Below are 25,346 nucleotides of genomic sequence, written 5' to 3' on the forward strand. Positions count from 1 at the left end.
CCTGCCCGTCATCGACCCTCAACGGAGCACCATGCACGTCCTGTTGTCCGGCACCGTCGGTTCCACCGCGTACGGCCTTGCCCACGAGGGCTCCGACATCGACCGGCTCGGTGTCTTCGCCGCGCCCACCGAGGCGTTCCACGGTCTGCGCCGCCCGGTGGAGTCCCATGTCACCACCGAGCCCGACCGGACGTTGCACGAGGCGGCGAAGTACTGCCGCCTCGCTCTGAGCGGCAATCCGACGGTGACCGAGTTGGTCTGGCTGCCGGACGAACTGTACGAGGTGCGGACCTCGCTCGGAGACGAACTCGTCGGTCTGCGCAAGGCGTTCCTGTCGGCGAAGGCGGTGCGCGACTCCTATCTCGGTTACGCCGCCCAGCAGTTCAGAAAGCTGCGGGCCCGGAAGGACGCGGACAACCGCCGGCGCTCGGAGAAGCACGCCCGCCACCTCGTGCGGCTGCTGGAACAGGGCGCGCAGCTGCACAGCACGGGAGAGCTGACCATCAGGCTCGCCGATCCCGGCCGGGTCCGGGCCCTGGGTGAGCGCATCGCCGCCGAACCGGAGCACGCCGTGCCGCTGCTGTCCCGCGCCGAGGACCACTTCGCCCGCCCCGGCGCGCTGCCCGCCGCCCCGGACGAACCCGCCGCCGAAGCGTGGCTGCACAAGGTCCGCGCCGCGCTCTACCCACGGCGTTAGGCGCCGGTCAGGCCGTCCAGCGCCGGGCCGATGCCGCGCAGCACGCCGGGCCAGCCGTGGCCCATTCCGTTGAACGCCTGCTTGCCCATCGGGGAGTTGAGGTCGAACCCGGCGTGTTCGAGGAAGAGGCGGGTGCCGTCGCCCTCGGGTTGCAGCCGCCAGGTGATCGTGGTGTCCAGCGAGCCCTCGGCGAAGCTGTAGCGGAGCAGCCGCTCGGGCTCGACCGCGATTACCTCGCACGGCTGCACCCCCCAGTTGCCCATGTCCAGGGTGAAGCGGTGGCCGACGACGGGCTTGACGTCGCCCGCCGCCCACCAGCGGGCGTGCCATTGCGGATCGGTCAGGGCCCGCCACACGACCGCGGGCGGATGGGCCAGGAACTGGTCGCAGTGGATGACAGCGGGGTCCCTCATGGGTTCTCCTCGTCGAGTAGGTCGCGCAGCGAGCGCATGCGTTCGCGCCAGTAGTGCTCAAAGGGGTGCAGCCAGTCGTGCACCTCCGCGAGGGGCTCGGCCACGAGGTGGTAGTACCGCTGGCGGCCCCTCGGTTCCTCCCGTACGAGGTGGGCATGGCGCAGCACCTGGAGGTGCTCGGACACCGCGGGTCGGCTCAGCGCGAACTGGCCGGCCAGGTCGTTGACCGCGCGCGGTCCCTCGCGCAGTGATTCGAGCAGCTTGCGGCGCACCGGATTGGACAGTGCGCTGAAGACGTCTGTTGGCACGGCCGCAACCATATGTCGGAGAATCCCGACGCGTCAAAGATTTCCGACGCGTCGGGCCGCCGGGGCCAGGCGTCTAGGGTGTGCGCATGGAAATCTGGATCAACCCCGCCTGCTCCAAGTGCCGCTCCGCGGTGAAGCTGCTGGACGAGGAGGGGGCCGACTACACCGTGCGCCGCTATCTGGAGGAGCCGCCGACCGCCCAGGAGCTGCGGGAGGTACTGGGCAGGCTGGGCCTGGAGCCCTGGGACATCACCCGCGCCCAGGAGCCGGACGCCAAGGAGCTGGGCCTGAAGGACTGGCCACGCCAGCCCGCTGAGCGGGACCGCTGGATCGAGGCGCTGGCCGCCCATCCCCGGCTCATCCAGCGCCCCATCATCACGGCGGACGACGGCACCGCGTCGGTGGCGCGCAGCGACGAGGCGGTACGCGACGCGCTGGCGCGCCGCGGGTAGGTCAGCCCGTGCGGTGCGGCCCCGCGGCGGCGGCCCAGCCGAAGTCGTCGCCGTTGCGGCGGGCCGGAGCCAGCCAGGACAGGTAGGGGTCGGCCAGCGCCAGCACCTCGTCCTCGGCGATGCCCTCGCCGAGGACGGTGTACAGCGGGGAACGGCCACGGCACTGGGTACGGACGAAGTGCCCGAACAGCTCGCGCGGGTACGGCAGTTCGGCCATGAGGTCCCCCACCTTCCCAGCGCCGACGATCAACCGTGCCGTACCTACGCCTCGGACTCGCGCGCCCCCAGCAGTCGCTCGTGCGCCTCGCGTTCGCCGATCGAGAACCGCACCCCGAAGCCGGGGTGGGCGCGGACCCTGGCCCCCGGCCGCCGCGGTTTCGGCTAAGCGCTCCGCCGCGTCGCCGAGTGGCAGCCGGACGAAGTTGCCCCGGGACGGCAGCCGGGGGCAGCGGGGGCAGCGGAGGCATTCCCAACCCGCCCAGCACGCCGCTCAGTTCCTCACGCGGGTGTGGCGGCGAGTTCGATCTCGATCTGCGTGCTGCGCTCGATCGACGCCGCGTGTACGTGCCGATGTGTGAGGTCAGTTTCGCAGGGTGACGTGTCCGGGCTCCAACCGGTCGACGGCGGTGACGCCCAGTAGCTGCAGGGTTCTGGTCAGCTCGCCGCGCAGGATCTCCACGGCCCGGTCCACTCCGCGTTCACCGCCTGCCATCAGCCCGTACAGGAACGCCCGGCCGATCAGGCAGGCGGTGGCGCCGCGGGCCAGCGCGGCCGCGATGTCGCCGCCGCTGAGGATGCCGGAGTCCAGGAGGACCTCGGCGCGGTCCCCCACCGCGGCCACGACCTCCGGCAGCAGCTCCAACGGAACGGGCGCGCGGTCGAGTTGGCGTCCGCCGTGGTTGGACACCACGATCGCGTCGGCGCCGAGATCGACCACCCGCCGGGCGTCCGCCACGCTCTGGATCCCCTTGACCACCAGATTGCCGGACCAGGACTCGCGCAGTCGGCGCACGTCGTCGAAGGTGACGGACGGATCGAAGATCCGGTTCACCAGGTCGGCGATGGTGCCCCCCGAGGAGGTCAGCGACGCGAAGGTGAGCGGCTCGGTGGTCAGCAGGTTGAACCACCAGTGCGGATGGGTGGCGGCGTCCAGCACGGTGCGCGCGCTCAGCGCGGGCGGCACGCTCAGCCCGTTGCGCGCGTCACGCAGCCGGGCGCCCGCGACCGGGGTGTCGACGGTGAGCACCAGCGTGTCGTAGCCGCACTCCTGGGCCCGCCTTACCAGCTCGTCGCCCGCGGCCCGGTCCTTCCACACATACAGCTGGAACCACCTGCGCGCGGCCGGTCCGGCCGCCGCGACCTCCTCGATGGAGGTGGTGCCCATGGTGGACAGCGTGAAAGGCACCCCGGAACGCTGTGCGACGCGCACCACGGCCCGCTCGCCCTCGTGGTGCATCATCCGCGTGAAACCGGTCGGCGCGAACACGATCGGCAGGTCGGCGCGCCGCCCCAGTATCCGGCGGGACAGGTCCACGGTGGACACATCGCGCAGCACCCCGGGATGGAACTCCACCCGAGCGAAGGACCGCTTGGTGCGCCGCAAGCTGATCTCCCGCTCGGCCGCGCCGTCAGCGAAGTCGAAGACCGCCCGGGGCGTACGGCGGCGGGCCACGGCGCGCAGGTCGGCGATGGTGTGCGCCCGGGACAGACGGCGCTCGGTGGGATCCAGCGCAAGGGGCCGCGGTCGCAGCAGCGGACGCAGCTCGGACCAGGTCGGCAGTCGGCGGCTGGGCAACGCGCACCTCCGGTGAGTTGATCGCAGGTGGGCATTGTGACCACTGCGGCGCGGCCAGTGGCAGTGGCGGAATCGCCAACCACCAGGAAACTCGTCACCCCGCGGAGGAACCCGAAAGGCCCGAATTCCTATCCTCTCTTCGGAAGGTTTCATTCAAGAGAGAGCGATGACCGTGGGACTCACGTCCAGCTTGTTCCTCACAGTGCTGGTGATCACCGCCGTGGCGGTGGTCGCGCTGGCGCTGTGGCTGTGGCCGCGCGCCGCGAAGAAGGGCCCGCTGCAGTGGCTCGGCCGCCTCGGGCTGATCGCGGCGACGCAGATCGTGATACTGGGCGTGATCTTGGTCGGTGTGAACAAGAGCATGGGCTTCTACTCGTCCTGGACCGACCTGTTCGGCGCGTCCACCGGCAAGCAGGTGCTCACCGCCGGGACCGCCAGCGCCCGCCCGGTCGCCCTCACCGTCAAGGGCACGGTCAACGCGGGTCTGCCGGGCGGCAAGGCGCAGGCCGGTGAGGTGCAGAAGGTCACCTTCCACGGCCCGTCCTCCGGGGTGACCTCCGACGGCTTCGTCTACCTGCCGCCGCAGTACTTCCAGAAGGCCCACCAGAACGACCGCTTCCCGGTGGTCGTCGCCCTCAGCTCACAGCCCAGCGGTGCGCTGCCGCGCACCGTCGCCGCCGACATAGTCGGCAGCAAGATCAAGCCGACCATCTACGTGATGGTGCGGCCCACCGCGCTGCCCGGCCGCGGCGTGGACTGCACCAACGTGCCCAGCGGCCCGCAGGGGCTGGCCTTCTTCAACCAGGACCTGCCGCTGGCGGTCGCCGACCAGTACCGCACCAGCGGCTCCCCCGGCTCCTGGGGCACCCTCGGCGACGCCACCGGCGGCTACTGCGCGCTGAAGCTCCCGCTGACCAACCCCACCCGCTACGGCGCGGGCGCCAGCCTGTCCGCCGACTACACCCCGCAGACCGGCAAGTCCGGCAACCTGTACGCGGGCAACACCGAGGTCAGGAACGAGAACGACCTGATGTGGCGGCTGGGGCACATGCCCGCCCCGCCGGTCTCCCTGCTGGTGCCGGGCGACGGGACCAGCACCCAGTTCCAGCAGAGCGCCAAGGCGCCGACTCACGTCGACGCCCAGAGCGGCAGCGGTTACGCGGCCGCGATTCGCTGGCTGGACCAGAAGCTGTCGCTCACTGGCGAGCAGCAGGGCTGAGGTTGTTCCGTTCCGGGGGCACCCCGGATCCCCTGCTGAACCGGGGGCGCCCCGGTTCAGCAGGGTCGCCGTCAGGCACCCAGGTCGGTGTGCGCGCGTTTTCCAGGCCATGGGTCTCCCCTGGGCGACATTCGCGATGCTGCTCCGGTCAACAGTGCGCGCAGGAGGCCGAAGCAGGGCGTGGGCTGCCCGGTGCAGTGGATCCCATGATGCTCGCGGGACGTGCACGCGCTCTCGTCGGCAACCGGAATCCCCATTTCCGGTGGGCGGCAGCGGAGGAACGCGGGCCACGCCCGCCCTCGACGGGGCGCGGTCCGCGGGTCCCTGGCAACTGTGTGCCACCGTTCGACGGAAGTAGTGAGAAGTCTCCAGCGGTGGTGGGAATTTCACATTCAGTGCGCGGCGCGAGGCCGCCGATCCCGCCTCAGATGACATGCGGCGGCGCACTCGGCGCGGAGTGGAACGCGCTTTCGCCAGAGGGTCAGTTGGCGGTCATCATGAGCCATCGGCCACCCGAAATCCAGGGAACCCACAGACACTTCACGGGAAAATCAGATGAGCATCACTCACACTGTGTCGTGAGGAAGTGAGGCACTGTGCGCCTGGGAGCGAGAACGGGCACGGCCGCCGCGATGGTCAGCGGCGCCGCGCCCGACACTCGTAGCCGTACCGGACCGGCCGACGAAGCGGTGGCCTGTTCACGACTCCGCCGGTCCGGGAGCCCGGGAAACCCCGGAACTCCGGTTATGCGCCCGCGGCCGCCTCGTAGGCCGCGCGGATATCGGCCGGTACCCGGCCGCGCTCGTTGACGTTGTAGCCGTTCTCCTTGGCCCATGCACGAATCTTGGCGGTGTCCTGGCTGCCACCCACCATCGTGCGCGCCTTCCCGCGTCCGGAAGCGCCTCGCCCACCGGTCCTGCGACCCGACTGCACAAACTCGGCAAGGGAGTTGCGGAGTTTCTCGGCGTTGGCCGCCGTGAGGTCGATCTCGTAGGACTTCCCGTCCAGCGCGAACGTCACCGTCTCGTCCGCCTCGCCGCCGTCGAGGTCGTCGACGAGAAGGACCTGAACCTTTTGTGCCACGAGTTTTCTCCAGCTCGGTACGACTGATGGATGACGGATGCTACAGGAGACGCGTTCAGCTGCTCCCAGGCTTCTGCAAACCTCCCGACATCATTCATAGGATGCCCGTAACTCCTGGGCGCTACGCATGAATTCACCAGCGCGGTTGGACTCCGTCGCCGGACCGCTCGCCGGGCGCCGGGAATTCCTGTAGGCGGTGGCTGGCCCCCAGCACGCCCAGAAAGCGCTCGGCGGCCGAGGGGTCTCCGACGATCGGGTCCTTGTGGAATCCGGTGTCACCGGCCAGCGCCCAACCCGGGCCGCACGACGGGCGGTAGAAGTCCCGCATGTTCGCCGCCACCAGGATCCGGCTCCCCCGTCGCCCCGCGCGCAGCCTTTCCGCGATCTGCGGCACCCGTCGTCCGCGCCGCCACCAGCCGGGCTCGCTTCTCTCCAACGCGGCGACACATTCGCACGCGGGCTGCGGCGCCTGGGGGCGGATCCGGCGATCTAGTACTCCCGGCCTTGTCGAACCGCCCTGATTTCGTGGTCGGTTAATTCGCCACCGCCCGCCTTAGGGCAGCAGTGGAGGCGTGGATCAGGGGCTCAAACCACGTGAACTCCTGGCTCCGCGCACCGAATTCGCGCCCGCCGTGGTGGTCACCACCACCGCGCTGACCGAACTGTTCGAACCAGAGTGCACCGTGCAGCACTTCCGCAGCGAGGAAGAGGCGATGCGCGCCGCCAACGCGGTGGTGCTGGGCCTGGCCTCAGCGATGTGGACCGCCGACCACGCGCGTGCCGTGCGGCTCACCCACCGACTGGACCCAGGCCGCGTCCGGGTCAACACTCACTTCGCGTTCCCCTCCGATATGCCGCACGGTGGTTTCAAGCGCTCCGGCTACGGCAAGGTGCTGTCAAGCTGAGGATTGGAGGGGTACACCCGGATAAACGCGTCATGCGCCAGACCGGGACGGCGGGGTGAGACTGCGGCGGCCACGCCCCCTTACGGAGCAATGTGCGGCTGCCGTCGGTACGCACGATGAGATCGTGCACGGCCTCACACCGATCCCGTGCACAGCTCCACGACCCCGAGGAACGTCCATGAATGCCGCTTCCCCCAACGGATCCAACGGGACGGTCGGACCCAACTCCGACCTGAAGGATGTCTTCGAACTCGCCCAGCAACTGCGGGTCGACTCGGTGCGCGCCAGCACCTCCGCCGGTTCCGGGCATCCGACTTCCAGCATGTCGGCCGCCGACCTGATGGCGGTGCTGCTCGCCCGCCACCTGCACTACGACTGGCAACGGCCGGACGACCCCGGCAACGACCATCTGATCTTCTCCAAGGGGCACGCCTCGCCGCTGCTGTACGCGATGTTCACGGCGGCGGGCGCGGTCAGCGAGGAGGAGCTGCTGACCCGCTACCGCAGGGCGGGATCGCGCCTTGAGGGGCATCCGACCCCGGTCCTGCCCTGGGTCGACGTCGCCACCGGCTCGCTCGGCCAGGGGCTGCCCTACGGCGTCGGCGTGGCCCTGTCGGGCCGCAAGCTGGAGCACGCGCCGTTCAGGGTGTGGGCGCTGTGCGGAGACAGCGAGATGACCGAGGGGTCGATCTGGGAGGCGCTGGACAAGGCGGGCCGCTACGGCCTCGACAACCTCACCGCCATCGTGGACATCAACCGGCTCGGCCAGCGCGGCCCCACCGAACTCGGCTGGGACCTGGAGGCGTACGCCAACCGGGTGGAGGCATTCGGCTGCACCGCGCTGACCGTCGAGGGCCACGATGTGGCGGCGATCGACAAGGCGTTCGAGTACGCGACCCACACGGAGCGCCCCACCGTCATTCTGGCCAGGACCATCAAGGGCCAGGGCTTCAGTGAGGTGGCGGACGCCGAGGGGTGGCACGGCAAGCCGCTGCCCCCTGAGATGGCCGAGCGGGCGATCGCCGAACTCGGCGGCGTACGCCATCTGAAGGTACGCGGTCCCGGGCCGCGGCCGTACCAGCCGCCGCCGCGCCCGACGCCCCAGGAGGTGCGGCTGCCGGAGTTCGAGCCGGGCGACAAGGTGGCCACCAGGTCCGCGTACGGCAAGGCGCTGACCGCGCTGGGCGCGCGTCCGGATGTGGTCGCGCTGGACGCGGAGGTCGGCAACTCCACGCACTCCGAGGACTTCGCCGCTGTCTACCCGGGCCGCTACTTCCAGTCCTACATCGCCGAGCAGCAGATGGTGGCCACCGCGGTCGGTCTCTCGGTGCGCGGTTGGCGGCCGTACGCGGCCACGTTCGCCGCGTTCCTGACCCGCGCGCATGACTTCATCCGGATGGCGGCGGTCTCCCGGGCCCGGCTGGCACTGTGCGGTTCGCACTGCGGGGTGGAGATCGGCGCCGACGGCCCCTCGCAGATGGGCCTTGAGGACCTGGGGATGATGCGGGCCGTGCACGGCTCGACGGTGCTCTACCCCAGCGACGCCACCGCCGCCACCGCCCTGACAGCCGCCATGGCCGACCTGGAGGGGATCTCGTACCTGCGCAGCACCCGCGGCGCCTACCCGGTGCTGTACCCGGCGACCGAGCGGTTCCCCGTTGGCGGGTCCAAGACACTGCGGTCCACCGCCGAGGACCAGATCACGCTGGTCGGCGCGGGTGTGACCCTGCACGAGTGCCTGGCCGCCGCGGACACGCTCGCGTCGGACGGCGTCCACGCCCGGGTGATCGACGTGTACTCGGTCAAGCCCATCGACGCCGACACGCTGGTCAGTGCCGCCGAGGAGACCGGAGCCCTGGTGATCGCCGAGGACCACCGTCCGGAAGGCGGCCTCGGAGAGGCCGTACTGAGTGCGCTCGCCGAGCGCTCCGCCGTACCCCGCTTCGCGCACCTGGCGGTACGCGACCTGCCCGCCTCGGGTACGTCAGCGGAGTTGCTCGACGCGGCCGGCATCTCCCGTACCCACATCACCGCCGCCGCCAGGAGGCTGCTCAGCCGCTGAGCCGTGCCCGGCGGATCTCGCACCGCACGTCCGCTGCCGCGTCGCCTCGGCGCGGAGACTGGAGGGGCCATGACGAACGGTACGGAATCCGCCGCCGGTTCACTGCCGCCCGACGCCCCGGTGGTGGTCATCGGGGCCGGGGTGATCGGGGCGAGCGTCGCCTTCCACCTGGCCGAGGCGGGGGTGCGCGAGGTGCTGGTGCTCGACCGCGACCGGCCCGCCGGCGGCTCATCGGGCAAGCCGATCGGGGGAGTTCGGGCGCAGTTCTCCGATCCGCTCAACATCCGGCTGGGCCAGCGCAGTCTCGCGGCGTTCCGTGACTTCCCCCAACGCCCCGGGGTGGACGTGGGGTTGGACGAGGTGGGCTATCTCTTCCTGCTGGGCGACGGCGACGAGGTGGCCGCCTTCGAGGACAGCGTCGCCACCCAGAACGCCCTGGGCGTGCCGAGCCGGATCGTCACCCCGCGCGAGGCCCATGGGCTGTGCCCGTACCTCGATCCGAAGGGGCTGGTTGCCGCCGCCTACTCGCCCGCCGACGGGTACGCGCTGCCGCGGGCGGCGGTGGCCGGATACCTGGACGCGGCGGTCCGGCTCGGCGCCACCGTGCGGGCCAACTGCGCGGTGACCGCGATCGATTCGGCGAACGGCGCCATACGGGCGGTGCGCACCACCGGTGGCACGGTGCGCACCCCGGCGGTGGTCTGCGCGGCCGGGGCCTGGTCCGCCCAGGTGGGGAACATGGCGGGGGTACGGCTGCCGGTGACACCACTGCGGCGGCAGATCGCCTTCACGGGGCCGCTGCGGCAGGCTCCGCCACGCATTCCGTTCACCCTTGACCTCGGATCCACGCTGTACTTCCACAACGACGGTGCCGGGGGCCTGCTGTTGGGCATGTCGGACCCTCGGCAACCACCGGGCTTCGACCGGTCCTTCACCCTCGACTGGCTGCCGCTGTTCCGCGCGGCGGCGGCGCTGCGGGCGCCGGAGCTGGCCGGACTGGACGTCACCGACGGCTGGGCGGGGCTGTACGAGATGACGCCGGACCGCAACGCACTGATCGGCGAGGCCGCGGCACCGGGACGGTTCCTCTACGCCACCGGTTTCTCCGGCCACGGCTTCCTCCAGGCGCCCGCCGTCGGTGAGATCATCCGTGACCTCTTCCTGCGCCGGACACCGGTCATCGATGTGGCGCCGCTGGCCGCGGGCCGGTTCACCTCCCGCGCCAACCGTCCGGAGAAAGCCGTCATTTGACGCCGCGCCCGCAGGATGACTCCACCGAGGAGGCGTACCGTGACCGACCCGCACCCGACGCTCCCCGACACCGACTCCCTGCGCGTGCTGGCCGCACAGCGGTTGAACCGCTGCGGCGCGCAGCCGCCCATCGGAGGCGACAGCGGTGATCTGGTCTGCCGTACCCCGATCACCGGCGGCACGATGTTCTTCCTGCCGTGTGCCGGTGCCGAGCAGGTCGAGGCGGCGGTCAGCGCCGCGCACGCCACGTTCACCGGCTGGCGCACCACTCCGGCGCCGCAGCGCGGGCGGCTGGTCAAACGGCTCGGTGAGCTACTGACCGAGTACAAGGAGGACCTGGCCGATCTGGTCACCCTGGAGGCGGGGAAGATCCGCTCCGAAGCGCTGGGCGAGGTACAGGAGATGATCGACATCTGCGACCTCGCGGTCGGCCTGTCGTGTCAGCTCTACGGACGCACCATGCCGTCGGAGCGGCCGGGTCACCGGCTCGCCGAGTGCTGGCATCCGCTGGGGGTGGTCGCGGTGGTGTCCGCGTTCAACTTCCCGGCGGCGGTGTGGGCGTGGAACACCGCGGTGGCCCTGGTGTGCGGCGACACCGTGGTGTGGAAGCCGTCCGAGCTGACCCCACTGACCGCGGTGGCCTGCGACGCGCTGCTGGCCCGCGCGGCGGCGGATACCGGTGCGCCGTCCGGTGTGCACCAGCTCGTCCTGGGCGACCGGGCCACGGGGGAACAACTGGTGGACGACGCGAGGGTGGCGTTGGTCAGCGCTACGGGCTCGGTGCGCATGGGGCGTGAGGTCGCGCCGCGGGTCGCCGCGCGGTTCGGGCGGTGCCTACTCGAACTCGGCGGCAACAACGGGGCGGTGGTGGCGCCCTCGGCCGATCTCGACCTGGCCGTGCGCGGCATCGTGTTCTCCGCCGCGGGGACGGCGGGCCAGCGGTGCACCACACTGCGTCGGCTCATCGTGCACGAGGACATCGCCGACCGGCTGGTGGACCGGATCGTGCGCGCCTATCACCGGCTGCCGGTCGGCGACCCGTTCGCCGCCGCGACCCTGGTGGGCCCGCTGATCAACGCACGCGCCCACGAGGCGATGGCCAAAGCGCTCGACCGCGCCCAGGCCGACGGCGGAAAACTGCTGACCGGCGGCGAACCGCTGCTACGGGACCAGGCTCCACAGGCCCGATATGTCGCACCGGCCGTGGTCCGCATGCCCGCCCAGACCGCGATCGTACGGACGGAGACGTTCGCGCCGATCCTGTACGTGCTCACCTACCGAACCTTCGAGGAGGCCATCGCCTTGCACAACGACGTTCCGCAGGGCCTGTCCTCCAGCATCTTCACCAGCGACCAGCGGGAGGCTGAGCGCTTCCTGGCCGCCGACGGCTCCGACTGCGGTATCGCCAACGTCAACATCGGCACCTCCGGCGCCGAGATCGGCGGGGCGTTCGGCGGGGAGAAGGCCACCGGTGGCGGCCGGGAATCCGGATCCGACGCCTGGCGAGCGTATATGCGGCGGGCCACGCACACCGTCAACTACTCGGCCGAACTGCCTTTGGCGCAAGGTGTCGACTTCCTCTGACGGCCTGCGGCGGCGTCAATTGGGGCGGCGCATTTCAGAGTTGCATTCCGCTGGCCCGCACAATGGCCTCGACCTCGCGCCGGTCCCGGTCGCGTTCGGCCAGCGCCAGCAGCCCGCTCGGCGGCCCCTCGAAGCCGCCAGCAGGGCTGGCACCAGCCGAATCGGCCACGTCGACGACCATGCGCATGCCGTGTGACCCCAGCAGGTCCATCAAGGTTTCCAATTCCCGGCCCAACTCGTTGGTGAACAGCTTCCGATCGCTCGGCCCGAAGGGAATATCGACACTCCGTGAATGATGCACCAAAGCTTGATTCACGCCATGCAGGATGCGTAGCAGCAGTGCGAACGACTCTTTGTCCAAACGAAGCCCGAGTTCGGCGAGATGGCGTGCGAACCGCTCGGTGCGCGCCAAGAAGTCCTGATCGCTCATGGCATCATCCTCCCGGATCACACCGGGCAGATGTGCCCGATTCCCTAAATTAGGATCAATCGGCGGCCTCCTGGGCTGTGCGCGGGCGCGCCTGACGGACGACAACGTTGTTCATCTGTGCGCGCCACGCGGTCTCCGGACCCCGGTCGCTCCCTCCAGGTTGGCGTGGTACCGTCCCCCGTCTCGTGAGCGGCCAAGGAGGGGCGGCATGCGCCGGTATCGCTATTCCGGGCGGAATCCAGCGGACGCCCATACCCCGCAGGATTTCCCCGAGTTGACCGTTTCCATGCCGCGCCCGACCGGCTGCGGGTTGCCCGCGGACCATGCCAGCGGCAACTGCCAGACAAACCAGCCGAAGGCACTTGCGTTCGGCTAGATAACAAATCACTACGTTGCCGTCTCGTAAGAATCAAGTTCTTGACGGGACCCAATTTCCGGAGTTCTACTCACCTCCACCTCGGCCGTACCCTCGCGGCCCTGTCAGGGAGGTACCCCTCGTGAACACCACTCTGCGTCGCGCCGTCGTGGCGACCGCGGCAGTGTCCATAACGCTCAGCATGGCGGCGTGCGGCAAGAAGTCGGTCGACACCGGCAAATCCACCGCAGCTGACGTGAACCAGGGCTTTCGGATTGGTCTGGCCCTCCCGGAGAACCAGACCACCCGCTACGAGGCGGTCGACCGCCCGCAGATTCAGACGAGGCTCAAGGCACTCTGCCCGAAGTGCCAACTCGACTACGAGAACGCCGGGCAGAACGCCAACACCCAGGAAGCGCAGCTCAATACGTTGATCAGCGACGGCGACAAGGTCATCATCGTCGACCCGGTCGACTACCAGGCGATTCAGCCCTCGATCGAAAAGGCACACGCGGCGGGCATCAAGATCGTCTCCTATGACCGCCTGGCGCAGGGAGCGGTGGACGGGTACGTGTCGTTCGACAACACCCAGGTCGGCAAGGAGCAGGCACAGGGCCTGCTGGACGCCCTCGGTGGCCGGGTCGCCCCGAGCACTCCGGTCGTCATGATCAACGGTGACAGCGCCGATCCGAACGCGGCGCAGTACAAGGCCGGCGCGCTCAGCGTGCTGCGCGGCAAGGTCAGGATCGCGGCCGAGTACAACACCCCGGGCTGGCAGGCCGACGAGGCGAGCAAGGAGATCGACAACGCGATCAACCGCCTGGGCAAGAGCAACATCGCCGCCGTCTACTCGGCCAACGACGGCATGGCCACCGGGATCGTCAACACCCTGCTGGCCGACCATCTCAGCACGCTGCCTCCGATCAGCGGCCAGGACGCCCAACTGGACGCCACGCAGAGGATCGTGGCAGGACTGCAGTCGTTCACCATCTACAAGCCGTACGCGGTGGAGGCCGACACGGCGGCGCAGATGGCGATCGAACTGGCCACCGGCCAGCCGCTTGAAGTCGCGGACAGCACGGTCAGCAGTGCCACGAACAAGGGTATTCCGGCGAAACTGGTGGCCACCACGATCATGGACAGCAAGAACATAAGACAGACGGTCATCGCCGATGGCCTCTACACCGTGGACCAGATCTGCACCACGCAATACGCGGCGGACTGCGCCAGGATCGGTCTGAAGTAGCCTCTGCCGTCCAGCGCGCCGGGCCTCCGGGAACGACCCGGAGGCCCCGTCGTGCGGCATCTTCTCAACCCAAGGGACAGCCGGTCTCAACGCGGCCTTGCCGAAATCCACCTGGGCTTCCATCCGCGAGTGGAAGGACTTTCGCGGACCGATGCGTAGCGTCCTTCGCGGGTCACCGCAGGGAGCCGTGCACTCCCCAGCCGGGCCCCGCGAAGGCCGCGGACCCGGGCAGCGCCACGGCGGTCTCGCGTCGCGTCGAGACGAGGAGTGTGCGCGCACCTCGGACCCAGACCGTGCTGACGGCCGTGTGGGGTGCTGGCAGCCTGGTCCGTTCGTCACGCCCGCCGCATGCGGCGCCGCCGCACCACGTAGCGGATCGGGCGCACGTGCCTCCCGCGACGGGTGGTCGGCCCACCGCGGGAGGCCCCGACAACACGAACTCGTCCCCAGACGTGTCGTGTTGTCGAGAGTGGAGCGTTACTTGCAGTAGGGCACCACGGCCAGGTTCTTGACGTAACGCGCGCTCACATAGCCGCGCTTGCCGTCACCCAGCATGTACCACAGGTGGTTGCCGTCGACGTTCTGGCCGTCCTTCTTGCAGTGCAGCGCGATCACCGTTCCCGGGCGGACGGAGCCGAGGGACTTCGAACTGGTGGTGGGCTGTTCGCGGATCGACAGGTTGATCCTGGAGACCACCTTTCCCGTGGGTTCCGCGGCCTTGGCGGCGGCCGGTGCCGGTGCCGGATGCGCGACCGCGGTCGGCGCCGCGGCCACGGCCGCTGAGGCGCCGCACAGCGCCACCGCGCCCGCCAGCGCGGCGCTCGTCCCCACCAGGGCAACACGGCGCATGCCAAATGTGTACATGTTTCTCCCCCTACTTCGCTGAATGAGAAGTCTTCCCGGATCAGGCCGTAACGACCTTTGGCGTCCTGTATGACACGCGACTCGGCAGGATGGTTGCGCACCGTCAGGCAGGGCAGTCGTTTTCAGCCACAACCAGAGCAGAGCAGGGCCCAGCGGTTACCACGTGGGAGCGCAGGACATCCCGCCGTCCACCACCAGGTCGTGGCCGGTAATCCACTTGGCCATCGGGGACGCCAGGAAGACACAGGCGTTTCCGACGTCTTCGGCCTGGCCCCGGCACCGCAGGGGTGCGGCCCGGTCCCAGCGGCGCGCTCCGTCCGGCCAGTCGGCCTCCAGCCCCGGCCGGTCGATCAGGCCGGGCGAGACGGTGTTGACCCGGATGCCCAGATGTCCGTGTTCAAGAGCGGCACCGCGCGCGTGCATGATGAGGGCCGCCTTGGACGCGCAGTAGTGCGCGTGCCCCCGAGCGGGCCGGCTGCCCTCGATGGAGGCGATATGGGTGATCGATCCGCCGCCCGTCGTACGCATCGCCTCCACCGCGGCCTGCGTACAGGCGAAGGCGCTCACCACGTTGGGGTCGACCACCTGCCGCCAGTCCGCGACGCTCATGTCCTCCAGGGGCCGTACGGGCTGGACTCCCGCGTTGTTCACCAGTGCGGTCAGCCGTCCGGTCCACGAGGCCGATTCCCGCACGAGGCGCCTGCACTCCGTCTCGTCGGTGAGGTCGGCGCGCAGGGCCAACGCCCTTGCTCCACAGCCCCGGAACCGCTCGACGAGTTCCTCCGCGCGATCGGGCCGGGAACGGTAGTGGACGACGACGGCGGCACCGGCGAGGGCGAACTGCCAGGCGATTCCGCCGCCCACGGTGCCACTGGCGCCGGTGACCAACACGGTGTGCCCCGTCAGGTCGGGCAGGGTCGGGTCACCCACGTTCACTCGTTCCAGGTTCCGGATCCGGGCCGACGGCGTCCTCGTAGCGGGTCGGGACGCCGGGGCGGCACAGGCCTGTGATCCGCTCGGCCGCCTGCGGGTAGCGCGCGCGGAGCTGGTCGGCGTCCGCGCCCTCGTAGTCGGCGGGCACGAATCCCGGAGCCATGGTGCAACCGAGCAGCGCCCAACGGCCGCCCTCGGCCACCTTGCCGCCCATCCACGTGCCGCCGGGCACGGTGAACTGCACCTGCTGTCCGCCGAGCACATCGTGCCCGAGCACCATCGTCAGGGCGGACCCGTTCGGTTCGAGAAGCAGCAGTTCGACCGGGTCGCCAAGGTAGAAGTGCCAGACCTCGTCAGCGGGCAGTCGGTGCAGCGCGGAGAACTGGTCGTCCTCGGCGGAGAGCAGCACGACGATGGCCGATCCCGCCGCACGACCGCCGGGCACCTGCGGCCCGACCCAGGTACGCCGGAACAGCCCGCCCTCCAGGGGCAGGGGCTCAAGCCCGTAGTGCGAGGCCAGTTCCCGCGCCGTGATGTCCTCAGGTCGCATCCGCCCACCCCTCATGCGTGTTCCTACGGTCGATCGCGCGAAAGCCGGCAGCGTTGCCCAGACCATAGCGGTTCGCTGCGCGGGTGGTCCCGCGACACCGTCGTCGACCGGCCGTCCAGCGCCCCACCTCATGCCGCCACCCAGCCGAGCGCCCCGATCACACCAAGCAGTGGCTGCCGCCGCTGCCCATCCTGGAGATCCTCGGCCACAAGGTCCGCGGCGCGAAGAAGACCGCCCCGTCCACTGCGTCCGGGTCGCGCGCGCTGGCCGGAGGGGGTGAAGTGGATGGAGGGACTCGGTGACCCTGTCGAGGTCAGCCGGGTCGCGGGTACGCGCTGAGTTGGTGCGGACAGCATTGAGCGTGCGACGAGGAGGAACACGATGCCAGCAGGATCCAGCCGCAAACGGGAGCGGCAGTACGAGCACATCAAGGAGAGCGCCGAGAAGCGCGGCACCTCGGAAGGCCGTGCGAAAGAGATCGCCGCGCGCACCGTCAACAAGGAGCGGGCGCGCTCAGGAGAGGCGAAGTCGGCCAGCAGGACATCCACCCGGGACCCGAAATCGGCCTACCAGCGCGGTGGCGAGCGTTCCCACACCGGAGCGCAGGGGCCGACGAAGGACCAGCTCTACGAAGAGGCGAAGAAGAAGCACATCGAGGGCCGCTCGACGATGACCAAGCAGGAGCTGCGCCAAGCCCTCGGTCGCTGAGGTGCCGCCGCAGGGCTGCCTGCCGTTGCCCCGCGCCCCTGGTGACCCACGATCCGCGGGTCCTCAGGACGCCTGTGCGGCGGCCTCGGGCTGGACTTCCCCCCCCCCACCCCCGGCGGCCTCGACGCGGAGTCCCGTGGGCGCGAAGCCGCTGTGGCGATCGGGCCCATCATCCTCCGCGTTGGACGCGCGGCTCGGCCGCGCACCGTCACGGCCGGTTGCTTCGTTTCCGGGCGGCCGGGCACTGTCCCGGGGCAAGCCGGTGCTCCGGAGCTTCGGACACGGACACGTTCGAGGCCGCCGCGGGCCCCCGGCAGTCCGCCCCCGTGGCATGTTCACTTCCGCGTCCGCGACGGCGGGGCGACGGCGGCCACGCTGACTGCGGGAAGGCAGGTCACCCCGGTGAGTGCGAGGCGATGAACCGGGTACGCGCGCTGACGGTGGAGCGCGACGCCGGGATCCTCAGTGGGAAGGGAGGGTGTTCATGGTCAGGGCCCATGACGACGCATCCGATGGTGGCCGGCGCGCGGCCGATGGCAAGCCTTCGGCGTCGGATCCGGCGGTTCTCGACGTGGCCGCCCTTGAGCGGGCGCTGCGCCGTCGCGTCGACGGTGAGGTGCGTTTCGACGCGGGTAGCCGCGGCGCGTACGCCACCGACGGGTCCAACTACCGGCAGGTTCCGATCGGGGTTGTGGTCCCTCGTACTGTCGAGGCGGGAGCGGAAGCGGTCGCGGTGTGCGCGCGGTTCGGCGCCCCGGTGCTTTCCCGGGGAGGCGGCACCAGCCTGGGGGGCCAGTGCACCAACACAGCTGTGGTCATCGACTGGACGAAGTACTGCAACCGCCTGGTCTCGGTCGACGCCGAGCGGCGCACATGTGTGGTCGAGCCGGGCATCGTGCTCGACGAGCTCAACCGCCAACTGGCCGAGCACGCCCTGCAGTTCGGCCCCAAGCCATCGACCCACAGTCACTGTTCGCTGGGCGGAATGATCGGCAACAACTCCTGTGGGGCGTCCGCCCAGGCGTACGGGAAGACCGTGGACAATGTGCGGCGGCTGGAGGTCCTCACGTATGACGGGGCCAGGTTCTGGGTGGGGGCGACCCCGGATGCCGAGTTCGAGCGGATCCTCGCCGCCGGCGGGCGCCGGGCGGAGGTGTACCGAGGACTGCGGGGCATCGTCGACCGCTATCTGGGGGACATCCGGAGGGGCTTTCCGAACATCCCGCGGCGGGTCTCCGGGTACAACCTCGACTCACTGCTTCCGGAGAAGGGCTTCAACGTCGCCCAGGCCCTCGTGGGCAGCGAGGGCACCCTGGTCACCGTCTTGCGGGCGGAACTGGAGCTGGTCCCCGTCCCCTCGTTTGATGCCATCTTGGTGCTGGGCTACCCCGACATCTGCGCCGCCGCGGACGACGTGCCCCACCTGCTCGAACACTGCCAGCCCACCCAGTTGGAGGCCCTGGACGGGCGGATGGCGCAGCTGATGCGCGAGGAGCACGCCTTCCTCGACTCACTCGACGGCTTCCCCGAAGGGGACAGCTGGCTGCTGCTCCAGTTCACTGGTGACAGCCAGGAGTCCGTCGACGAAGCCGGGCGGGATCTGCTGCGGGCCCTGGGGCGCAGTGAGGACGACAAAACGGTTGCGTTCTCCGACGACCCGCAGCGCGAACAGCGCATGCTCAAGGCCCGCGAGGCCGGACTCGGCGTCACGGCGCGGCCACCAGACGATCGCGAGACGTGGGAGGGCTGGGAGGACTCCGCCGTCCCTCCCAGCCGGCTCGGGGACTACCTGCGGAGCCTGAAGGGGTTGTTCACGGAATTCGACTACGACCACCCCTCTCTCTACGGTCACTTCGGTCAGGGCTGTGTCCACACGCGCATCCCCTTCGGTCTGAAAAGCGCCGAGGGCGTGGCGAGGTTCCGGGAGTTTGTGCTGCGGGCCGCGGATCTGGTGGTTTCCTACGGCGGGTCGCTCTCCGGCGAGCATGGTGACGGGCAGGCGCGCGGTGAACTGCTCACGCGGATGTTCGGTGACCGTCTGGTTGCCGCGTTCGGCGAGATGAAGGCCCTGTTCGACCCGGACAACCGGATGAACCCCGGCAAGGTCGTGGCACCCTACCGCGTCGACGAAAACCTCCGGCTCGGTCCTCGGTGGCGGCCGGACAGCCACGCGACGCACTTCGGCTACCCCGACGACCAAGGCTCCTTCACCCGAGCCGTGATGCGCTGCGTCGGCATCGGCAACTGCCGCACCCACACCGGTGGCGTGATGTGCCCCTCCTACCGCGCCACCGGTGAGGAGGAGCACTCCACCCGTGGCCGGGCGCGGCTGCTGTTCGAGATGCTCGGCGGACACGCCGACTCGGCCGTCACCGACGGCTGGCGTTCGAAGGAAGTCCGTGACGCCCTCGACCTGTGCCTGGCGTGCAAGGGCTGCAAGTCCGACTGCCCGACCGGGGTCGACATGGCCACCTACAAGGCCGAGTTCCTCTCACACCACTACGCCGGACGGCTTCGACCCGCCGCGCACTACTCGATGGGCTGGCTGCCGCTGTGGGCGCGGCTGTCACGGGTGTCACCGCGCCTGGTCAACGCCGCCCTGCACGCTCCCGGGTTCGCCCGGCTCGGAAAGGGCTTGGCCGGGGTGGCGGTGCAACGCCAGGCCCCGGTGTTCGCGCAGGAGTCGTTCATCCAGTGGTGGCGCTCACGTGATGTCCCGGACCCCGACCCCGCGGATCCGCGGGCGGTCCTGCTGTGGCCGGACACGTTCAGCACCTACTTCCATCCCGGTGTCGCGAAGGCGGCGGTGCGTGTCCTTGAGGACGCCGGATTCCGCGTGGCGGTGCCCGCGCGGTCCGTCTGCTGTGGGTTGACGTGGATCTCCACCGGGCAACTGGCCACCGCCGAACGGGTGTTGCGGCGCACCCTCGACGTGCTGCGGCCGTGGATCGAGGCGGGTACGCCCTTGGTCGGTCTTGAGCCGTCGTGCACTGCGGTCTTCCGCGCCGACGCCCCGGAGCTGATGCCGGAGAACCAGGACGTCCAGCGGCTGGCGGCGCAGTTCCGTACCTTCTCCGAGCTGCTCCTCAACGACACACCCGACAACTGGCGGGTGCCGAGCCTGTCCCGGTCGGCCACGGTGCAGACGCACTGCCATCAGCACGCGGTGACGGGGTTCGACGCCGATCGGGAACTGATGCGCCGGGCCGCCATCGATGCCGATGTCCTGGACGCCGGATGCTGCGGGCTGGCCGGGAACTTCGGGTTCGAACGGGGCCATCACGAGCTGTCGATGGCCGTGGGCGAACAAGGTGTCCTGCCTGCCGTGCGCCAGAGCCCGCCGAGCGCCCTCATCGTCGCGGACGGGTTCAGTTGCCGTACCCAGATCGAGCAGGGTGGCACCGGTCGGCATGCGATGCATCTGGCCGAGGTCCTGGCTCTGGGCCTTCAGGAGAACGCGCCCGCCGACCATCCGGAGAAGCTCGCCGACCGGCCCACGCACTCGCTGCGCGACGCCCGCCTGCTCACCGCGGGGGCGCTCGCGGCGGCCGGCGCGTGCGTTGCCGCAGTCGTCGCCCTGTGCAAACGGCGGCGCAGATGAACCGGACGGGCGACCCGGCCCCGCGCCGGACAACCGCCCCGGTTCCACCCGGTTACCGTCGCGGTGGTATCCCGGGCGACATTCGTTGACGTGCCGTCAGATTAGAGGAAGGAAGCATCGTGTCGATCAAGGTCTCCGACTACGTCCTACAGCGACTGCGCGAATGGGACGTCGAACACGTCTTCGCCTACGCGGGTGACGGCATCAACGGCCTGCTCGCCGCCTGGGGCCGTGCCAACAACAATCCGCAGTTCGTGCAGGCACGGCACGAGGAGATGGCCGCGTTCGAGGCCGTCGGATACGCCAAGTTCTCCGGCAAGGTCGGCGTGTGCGCGGCCACCTCGGGGCCCGGCGCGATCCATCTGCTCAACGGCCTGTACGACGCGAAGCTTGACCACGTTCCCGTCGTGGCGATCGTCGGGCAGACCAACCGCAGCGCCATGGGCGGCTCCTACCAGCAGGAAGTCGACCTGCTGAGCCTGTACAAGGACGTCGCGTCCGCGTTCTGCGAGATGGTGACCGTCCCCGAACAGCTCCCCAACGTGATCGACCGGGCGATGCGAACCGCCCTCGCCCAGCGCACCGTGACCGCCGTCATCCTCCCCGCCGACGTGCAGGAGCTCGACTACTCGCCGCCCACCCACGCCTTCAAGATGGTTCCCTCCAGTCTCGGTATCGCCGAGTACGCGCCGGTCCCGACGGACACCGAGATCGCCAGGGCGGCCGAGGTGCTCAACTCCGGGGAGAAGGTCGCCATCCTGATCGGGCAGGGCGCGCGGGGAGCACGGCCCGAGGTCGAGGAGGTGGCCGACCTTCTGGGCGCCGGAGTGGCCAAGGCACTGCTGGGCAAGGACGCGCTACCCGATGACCTTCCCTATGTGACCGGGGCCATCGGGTTGCTCGGCACGCGCCCCTCCTACGAGCTGATGCGGGACTGCGACACGTTGCTCGTCGTGGGCTCCAACTTCCCGTACACCCAGTTCCTGCCGGAACTCGACCAGGCGCGCGCGGTACAGATCGACATCGACCCGCACATGGTCGGGCTGCGCTACCCGTTCGAAGTCAACCTGGTCGGGGACGCCCGCGAGACCCTTCGCCGCCTGTTGCCGCAGCTGAAGCGGAAGAAGCACGGGGCATGGCGTAAGAAGATCGAGAAGGACACCGCCCGCTGGTGGGAGGTCATGCAGCGGCGTGCCGCGGTCGACGCCGATCCCATCAACCCCGAATACGTCGTGCACGCCGTCGACGCACTGCTTCCGGAGAACGTCATCCTGGCCGCCGACTCCGGCTCCGCGGCCAACTGGTACGCCCGACACCTGCGCATGCGCGGCACGATGCGCGGCTCGCTGTCCGGAACCCTGGCCACGATGGGTCCCGGGGTGCCCTATGTCATCGGCGCCAAGTTCGCCCATCCCGACCGGCCCACGCTGGCGATCGTCGGCGACGGCGCCATGCAGATGAACGGAATGGCCGAACTCGTCACCGCCGCGAAGTACTGGCGGGACTGGCAGGACCCGCGACTGATCGTCGCGGTGCTCAACAACCAGGACCTCAACCAGGTCACCTGGGAGATGCGCGCCATGTCGGGGGCGCCGCAGTTCGAGCCGTCGCAGCACATCCCGGACGTGCCCTACGCGGACTTCGCCCGCTCCATCGGGCTCGGCGGCGTGCGCGTGGAGAAGCCCGGCGAGGTGGAGGCAGCCTGGCACAAGGCGCTGGGGGCCGACCGGCCCTTCGTCATCGACTTCCGCACCGATCCGGCAGTCCCGCCGATCCCGCCGCACGCCTCCCTCGACCAGATCGAGGCCGCCGCGGCCTCGATCCTCAAGGGCGACAGCGACCGCGTCGACATGGTCAAGCAGGGTCTGAAGGCCAAGGTCCAGGAAATGCTGCCCGGCCACCGGCACCGCGGGGACCGGCCGGGCGCACAGGAAGACCGATGACGACAACCGCCGGCCGCGCGGAGCCTCTGGTCGACGCCGTCGAGACGGCCGTCTACACCGTCCCCACCGACGCCCCGGAAGCTGACGGAACACTCAGTTGGGACGCGACGACCCTGGTGCTCGTCCACGTCCGCAGCGGGCAGACCACAGGCTTGGGCTACACCTACGGCGCGCCGGCGACCGGGCAGGTCGTCACCGGCCAACTGGCGGCCGCCGTGACGGGTCGGTGCGCCTGGGACGTCCCGGCAGCCAACGAGGCGATGAGCCAGGCGGTGCGTAACACCGGACGTCCAGGGCTGGCCGCCGGGGCCATATCGGCCGTCGACATCGCCCTGTGGGATCTCAAAGCCCGGCTGCTCGGCCTGCCTCTCGTGCGGTTGCTCGGCGCGCACCGCCCGCAGGTGCCCATCTACGGCAGCGGCGGCTTCACCACCTACGACGCGAAGACGCAGGACCGCCAGCTGCGGTCGTGGGTGCAGGAGCAGGGCATCGAACGGGTCAAGATCAAGATTGGCGAGTCCTGGGGCACGGCGGAGGACCGTGACCGGCAGCGCGTCGCGCAGGCACGCGCCAGCATCGGCGACACGGCGGAACTCTACGTTGACGCCAACGGCGCCTACTCCGCGAAGCAGTCGATCAGGCTCGCCCAGTACCTGGACGACCAAGGCGTCACCTGGTTCGAGGAACCGGTCTCCTCCGACGACCTGGCAGGGCTCGCACAGGTCCGGGCCGCGGTCCGTGCGGACGTGACCGCCGGCGAGTACGGCTACGCCCTGCCGTACTTCGGGCACATGCTCGGCGCCGGTGCCGTGGACTGCCTGCAGGCCGACGTCACCCGCTGCGGGGGTATCACCGTCTGGCTGCGGGTGGCGGCTCTGGCCGAAGCCGCCGGACTGCACATCTCCGGCCACTGCGCACCCGCCGTCCACGCCCACGCCGCGGCCGCCGTGCCCAATCTGCGCCATCTGGAATGGTTCCACGACCACGTCCGCATCGAGAACCTTCTCTTCGGCGGAACCCTCGACCCCCACGGCGGGCACATCCGCCCCGGAGCCGACGGCACACCCGGCCACGGGCTGACGCTCCTGGCGGACCAGGCCGAGCCCTACCGCACCGGTTGAGTACGGAGAACCATGAGCCTGCTCCAGCCGACCACCGGACACAGCGTCTTCCCGCCCCAACAGTTGCGTGACTACGCCATGCTCGCGGACGGCGAACGCGGCGCGCTTGTCGGCCCGCGCGGAGAGATCTGCTGGCTGTGCGCGCCCCACTGGGACGGCGACGCCGTCTTCGCCACGCTCATCGGGGGAGACGGCGTCTACGCGGTGACGCCTCGCGGGCCGTTCGTCTCCGGCGGCTACTACGAGGAAGGTTCGCTGATCTGGCGCAGCCGCTGGATCACACACGACAGCATCATCGAGTGCCGCGAAGCCCTCGCCTTTCCCGGCGAGGACGACCGCCTCGTGCTCTTGCGCCGTGTCATGGCGCGCCAGGGGACGGCCTCAGTGCGAGTGGTCCTGTGCCCGTGCGCCGACTACGGTCGACAGCCGCTGAGCGACCCCCACAACACCGAAGGGGTGTGGACCGCGCGGACGGGCGACCACTACATGCGGTGGTCCGGTGGGGCGGACGCGCGACTCGTGGACAGCGCCGGACCCGGCCGTCAACTCGTCCTGGACCTGGCCCTGGAGACCGGGGAACAACACGATCTCGTACTGGAGATAAGCACCACTCCCCCACGAGGCCGCCCCGTCGATGCCACCCGCGCGTGGACCGCCACCGAACAGTCCTGGGCGCACACCATCCCCCCGCTCAACCCCACCATCGCGCCGCACGACGCCAGCCACGCCTACGCCGTCCTCCGCGGCATGACCAGCGCCACCGGCGGCATGGTCGCGGCAGCCACCACCAGCCTCCCGGAGCGCGCGGAGCAGGGACGCAACTACGACTACCGTTACGTATGGATCCGCGACCAGTGCTACGCGGGCCAGGCCGCCGCGGCCGCCGGTGCCCACCCCTTGCTGGATGCCGCCGTCCGCTTCGTCACCGCCCAACTCCACACCCACGGGCCCCAGCTGAAACCCGCCTACACCACACACGGCGGCCCCGTTCCGGACCAGCGCTCACTCGACCTCCCCGGCTACCCCGGCGGCTTCGACCGCATCGGAAACCACATCAACCGCCAGTTCCAACTCGACGCGTTCGGCGAGGCCCTCCTGCTGCTCGCCGCCGCGGCCCGCGCCGGCAGACTCGACGACGACGGCTGGAAAGGCGCGGAACTCGCCGCGGCCACCATCGAGACCCGCTGGCGCGAACCCGACGCGGGCATCTGGGAACTGGACGACCAGGCATGGACCCACAGCCGCCTGATCTGCGTCGCCGGACTGCGCGGCATGGCCGCCGTCGCCCCACGCTCCCGTCAGGCCCGGCGCTGGAGTGCTCTGGCGGAGACCATCTTCGCCGCCACCGCCGCCGCCTCACTACATCCGAACGGCTACTGGCAACGCTCCCCCAACGATTCCAGGCTCGACGCAGCCCTACTACTGCCCCCACTGCGCGGCGCCCTGCCTGCCGACGACCCCCGCACCCGAACCACACTGCACGCTTATAGGCAGCAACTGACCGACAGACACCACGCCTACCGCTTCCGACACGACGATCGCCCGCTGGAGGAAGCCGAGGGCGCGTTCCTCCTGTGCGGCTTCGTCATGGCACTGGCAGAGCACCGCCAAGGCAACGAGATCGCCGCCCGCACCTGGTTCGAACGCAACCGCGCCGCGCACGGACCGGCGCAGCTGTACTCCGAGGAATACGACGTCGCCCAGCACCAGCTACGCGGCAACCTGCCACAAGCCTTCGTCCACGCCTTCATGCTCGAAAGCGCGGCCCGACTGGCAGCGCAGCCGCCGTGACACCACGCCCGCCGCAACGAACCCACACCCTCCCG

General features: G+C 70.0%; 23 protein-coding genes. 13 read left to right on the top strand and 10 right to left on the bottom strand.

Annotated elements, in window-relative coordinates; genetic code table 11:
- Window positions 1-31 precede the first annotated feature (31 nt).
- Window positions 32-697, top strand: coding sequence for a nucleotidyltransferase domain-containing protein (locus tag O5O46_RS20050; RefSeq protein WP_269856879.1), 666 nt, complete (start codon window positions 32-34; stop codon window positions 695-697).
- On the opposite strand, the gene O5O46_RS20055 is transcribed toward O5O46_RS20050, so the two are convergent.
- Window positions 694-1,110, bottom strand: a complete 417-nt coding sequence (locus O5O46_RS20055) for an SRPBCC family protein (RefSeq protein WP_269856880.1) — start codon at window positions 1,108-1,110, stop codon at window positions 694-696. The two genes, O5O46_RS20050 and O5O46_RS20055, sit on opposite strands and share 4 nt — an antisense overlap.
- A complete protein-coding gene (locus O5O46_RS20060) occupies window positions 1,107-1,418 on the bottom strand; it encodes an ArsR/SmtB family transcription factor (protein WP_269856881.1) in 312 nt (103 codons plus the stop codon). Before O5O46_RS20060 ends, O5O46_RS20055 begins: the two co-directional genes overlap by 4 nt.
- A gap of 86 nt (window positions 1,419-1,504) precedes the next feature.
- Here O5O46_RS20060 and O5O46_RS20065 point away from each other — a divergent pair, with 86 nt between their 5' ends.
- Entirely contained in the window at window positions 1,505-1,870 is a 366-nt protein-coding gene (locus O5O46_RS20065; RefSeq protein ID WP_269856882.1) for an arsenate reductase family protein, read from the top strand.
- 1 nt (window position 1,871) lies between these two features.
- Here O5O46_RS20065 and O5O46_RS20070 read toward each other — a convergent pair whose 3' ends face one another.
- Together O5O46_RS20070 and O5O46_RS20075 are read right to left on the bottom strand one after the other, a co-directional pair.
- Window positions 1,872-2,087: a hypothetical protein gene (locus tag O5O46_RS20070; RefSeq protein WP_269856883.1), complete on the bottom strand. Its 216-nt coding sequence runs from the start codon at window positions 2,085-2,087 to the stop codon at window positions 1,872-1,874.
- 363 nt (window positions 2,088-2,450) lie between these two features.
- A complete protein-coding gene (locus tag O5O46_RS20075; RefSeq protein ID WP_269856884.1) occupies window positions 2,451-3,665 on the bottom strand; it encodes an alpha-hydroxy acid oxidase in 1,215 nt (404 codons plus the stop codon).
- A gap of 166 nt (window positions 3,666-3,831) precedes the next feature.
- Between O5O46_RS20075 and O5O46_RS20080 the strand changes: the two genes are divergently transcribed.
- Entirely contained in the window at window positions 3,832-4,884 is a 1,053-nt protein-coding gene (locus O5O46_RS20080) for an alpha/beta hydrolase (RefSeq protein ID WP_269856885.1), read from the top strand.
- A gap of 744 nt (window positions 4,885-5,628) precedes the next feature.
- On the opposite strand, the gene O5O46_RS20085 is transcribed toward O5O46_RS20080, so the two are convergent.
- On the bottom strand, window positions 5,629-5,967 hold the full coding sequence (locus O5O46_RS20085; protein ID WP_269856886.1) for a histone-like nucleoid-structuring protein Lsr2: 339 nt from the start codon (window positions 5,965-5,967) through the stop codon (window positions 5,629-5,631).
- A 133-nt stretch (window positions 5,968-6,100) separates the two neighbouring features.
- Entirely contained in the window at window positions 6,101-6,403 is a 303-nt protein-coding gene (locus O5O46_RS20090) for a hypothetical protein (RefSeq protein ID WP_269856887.1), read from the bottom strand.
- Window positions 6,404-6,539: 136 nt separating this feature from the next.
- On the opposite strand from O5O46_RS20090, the gene O5O46_RS20095 reads away from it, so the two are divergent.
- From O5O46_RS20095 to amaB, 4 genes are all read left to right on the top strand, one after another.
- Complete coding sequence (locus O5O46_RS20095) at window positions 6,540-6,872, top strand: aldehyde dehydrogenase family protein (protein WP_269856888.1); 333 nt, start codon at window positions 6,540-6,542, stop codon at window positions 6,870-6,872.
- A 178-nt stretch (window positions 6,873-7,050) separates the two neighbouring features.
- The gene (locus tag O5O46_RS20100) at window positions 7,051-8,934 is read left to right on the top strand and encodes a transketolase (protein ID WP_269856889.1); all 1,884 of its coding nucleotides are present in this window, start codon (window positions 7,051-7,053) and stop codon (window positions 8,932-8,934) included.
- A 69-nt stretch (window positions 8,935-9,003) separates the two neighbouring features.
- The gene (locus O5O46_RS20105) at window positions 9,004-10,185 is read left to right on the top strand and encodes an NAD(P)/FAD-dependent oxidoreductase (protein WP_269856890.1); all 1,182 of its coding nucleotides are present in this window, start codon (window positions 9,004-9,006) and stop codon (window positions 10,183-10,185) included.
- 39 nt (window positions 10,186-10,224) lie between these two features.
- The gene (amaB, locus tag O5O46_RS20110) at window positions 10,225-11,769 is read left to right on the top strand and encodes an L-piperidine-6-carboxylate dehydrogenase (RefSeq protein ID WP_443072574.1); all 1,545 of its coding nucleotides are present in this window, start codon (window positions 10,225-10,227) and stop codon (window positions 11,767-11,769) included.
- A gap of 34 nt (window positions 11,770-11,803) precedes the next feature.
- Here the strand turns inward: amaB and O5O46_RS20115 are convergent, their stop codons facing one another.
- Complete coding sequence (locus O5O46_RS20115) at window positions 11,804-12,199, bottom strand: hypothetical protein (RefSeq protein ID WP_269856891.1); 396 nt, start codon at window positions 12,197-12,199, stop codon at window positions 11,804-11,806.
- Between the two features lie 497 nt (window positions 12,200-12,696).
- On the opposite strand from O5O46_RS20115, the gene O5O46_RS20120 reads away from it, so the two are divergent.
- The gene (locus tag O5O46_RS20120) at window positions 12,697-13,800 is read left to right on the top strand and encodes a sugar ABC transporter substrate-binding protein (RefSeq protein WP_269856892.1); all 1,104 of its coding nucleotides are present in this window, start codon (window positions 12,697-12,699) and stop codon (window positions 13,798-13,800) included.
- A 477-nt stretch (window positions 13,801-14,277) separates the two neighbouring features.
- Here O5O46_RS20120 and O5O46_RS20125 read toward each other — a convergent pair whose 3' ends face one another.
- The 3 genes from O5O46_RS20125 to O5O46_RS20135 form a co-directional block, all read right to left on the bottom strand.
- Window positions 14,278-14,649, bottom strand: a complete 372-nt coding sequence (locus O5O46_RS20125; protein ID WP_269856893.1) for an SH3 domain-containing protein — start codon at window positions 14,647-14,649, stop codon at window positions 14,278-14,280.
- Window positions 14,650-14,820: 171 nt separating this feature from the next.
- The gene (locus O5O46_RS20130; protein WP_269856894.1) at window positions 14,821-15,594 is read right to left on the bottom strand and encodes an SDR family NAD(P)-dependent oxidoreductase; all 774 of its coding nucleotides are present in this window, start codon (window positions 15,592-15,594) and stop codon (window positions 14,821-14,823) included.
- A complete protein-coding gene (locus O5O46_RS20135) occupies window positions 15,587-16,147 on the bottom strand; it encodes a cupin domain-containing protein (RefSeq protein ID WP_269856895.1) in 561 nt (186 codons plus the stop codon). The genes O5O46_RS20130 and O5O46_RS20135 overlap by 8 nt, the downstream gene beginning before the upstream one ends.
- A 381-nt stretch (window positions 16,148-16,528) precedes the next feature.
- Between O5O46_RS20135 and O5O46_RS20140 the strand changes: the two genes are divergently transcribed.
- The 5 genes from O5O46_RS20140 to O5O46_RS20160 all read left to right on the top strand — a co-directional run bounded on the left by O5O46_RS20140 (window position 16,529) and on the right by O5O46_RS20160 (window position 25,311).
- Window positions 16,529-16,855 (top strand): plasmid stabilization protein, encoded by a 327-nt coding sequence (locus O5O46_RS20140; RefSeq protein WP_269856896.1) that lies wholly within the window; start codon window positions 16,529-16,531, stop codon window positions 16,853-16,855.
- 484 nt (window positions 16,856-17,339) lie between these two features.
- Window positions 17,340-20,456, top strand: coding sequence for an FAD-binding and (Fe-S)-binding domain-containing protein (locus tag O5O46_RS20145; RefSeq protein ID WP_269856897.1), 3,117 nt, complete (start codon window positions 17,340-17,342; stop codon window positions 20,454-20,456).
- 125 nt (window positions 20,457-20,581) lie between these two features.
- Window positions 20,582-22,399, top strand: a complete 1,818-nt coding sequence (locus O5O46_RS20150) for a thiamine pyrophosphate-requiring protein (protein ID WP_269856937.1) — start codon at window positions 20,582-20,584, stop codon at window positions 22,397-22,399.
- Window positions 22,396-23,520 carry an enolase C-terminal domain-like protein gene (locus O5O46_RS20155; RefSeq protein ID WP_269856898.1) on the top strand — a complete coding sequence of 375 codons (1,125 nt, stop codon included), beginning with the start codon at window positions 22,396-22,398 and terminating at the stop codon, window positions 23,518-23,520. Before O5O46_RS20150 ends, O5O46_RS20155 begins: the two co-directional genes overlap by 4 nt.
- 12 nt (window positions 23,521-23,532) lie before the next feature.
- Window positions 23,533-25,311 (top strand): glycoside hydrolase family 15 protein, encoded by a 1,779-nt coding sequence (locus O5O46_RS20160; protein WP_269856899.1) that lies wholly within the window; start codon window positions 23,533-23,535, stop codon window positions 25,309-25,311.
- The last annotated feature ends 35 nt before the right edge of the window (window positions 25,312-25,346 follow it).

The organism is Streptomyces sp. RPT161, assembly GCF_027533845.1.
Lineage (GTDB): Bacteria > Actinomycetota > Actinomycetes > Streptomycetales > Streptomycetaceae > Streptantibioticus_A > Streptantibioticus_A silvisoli_A.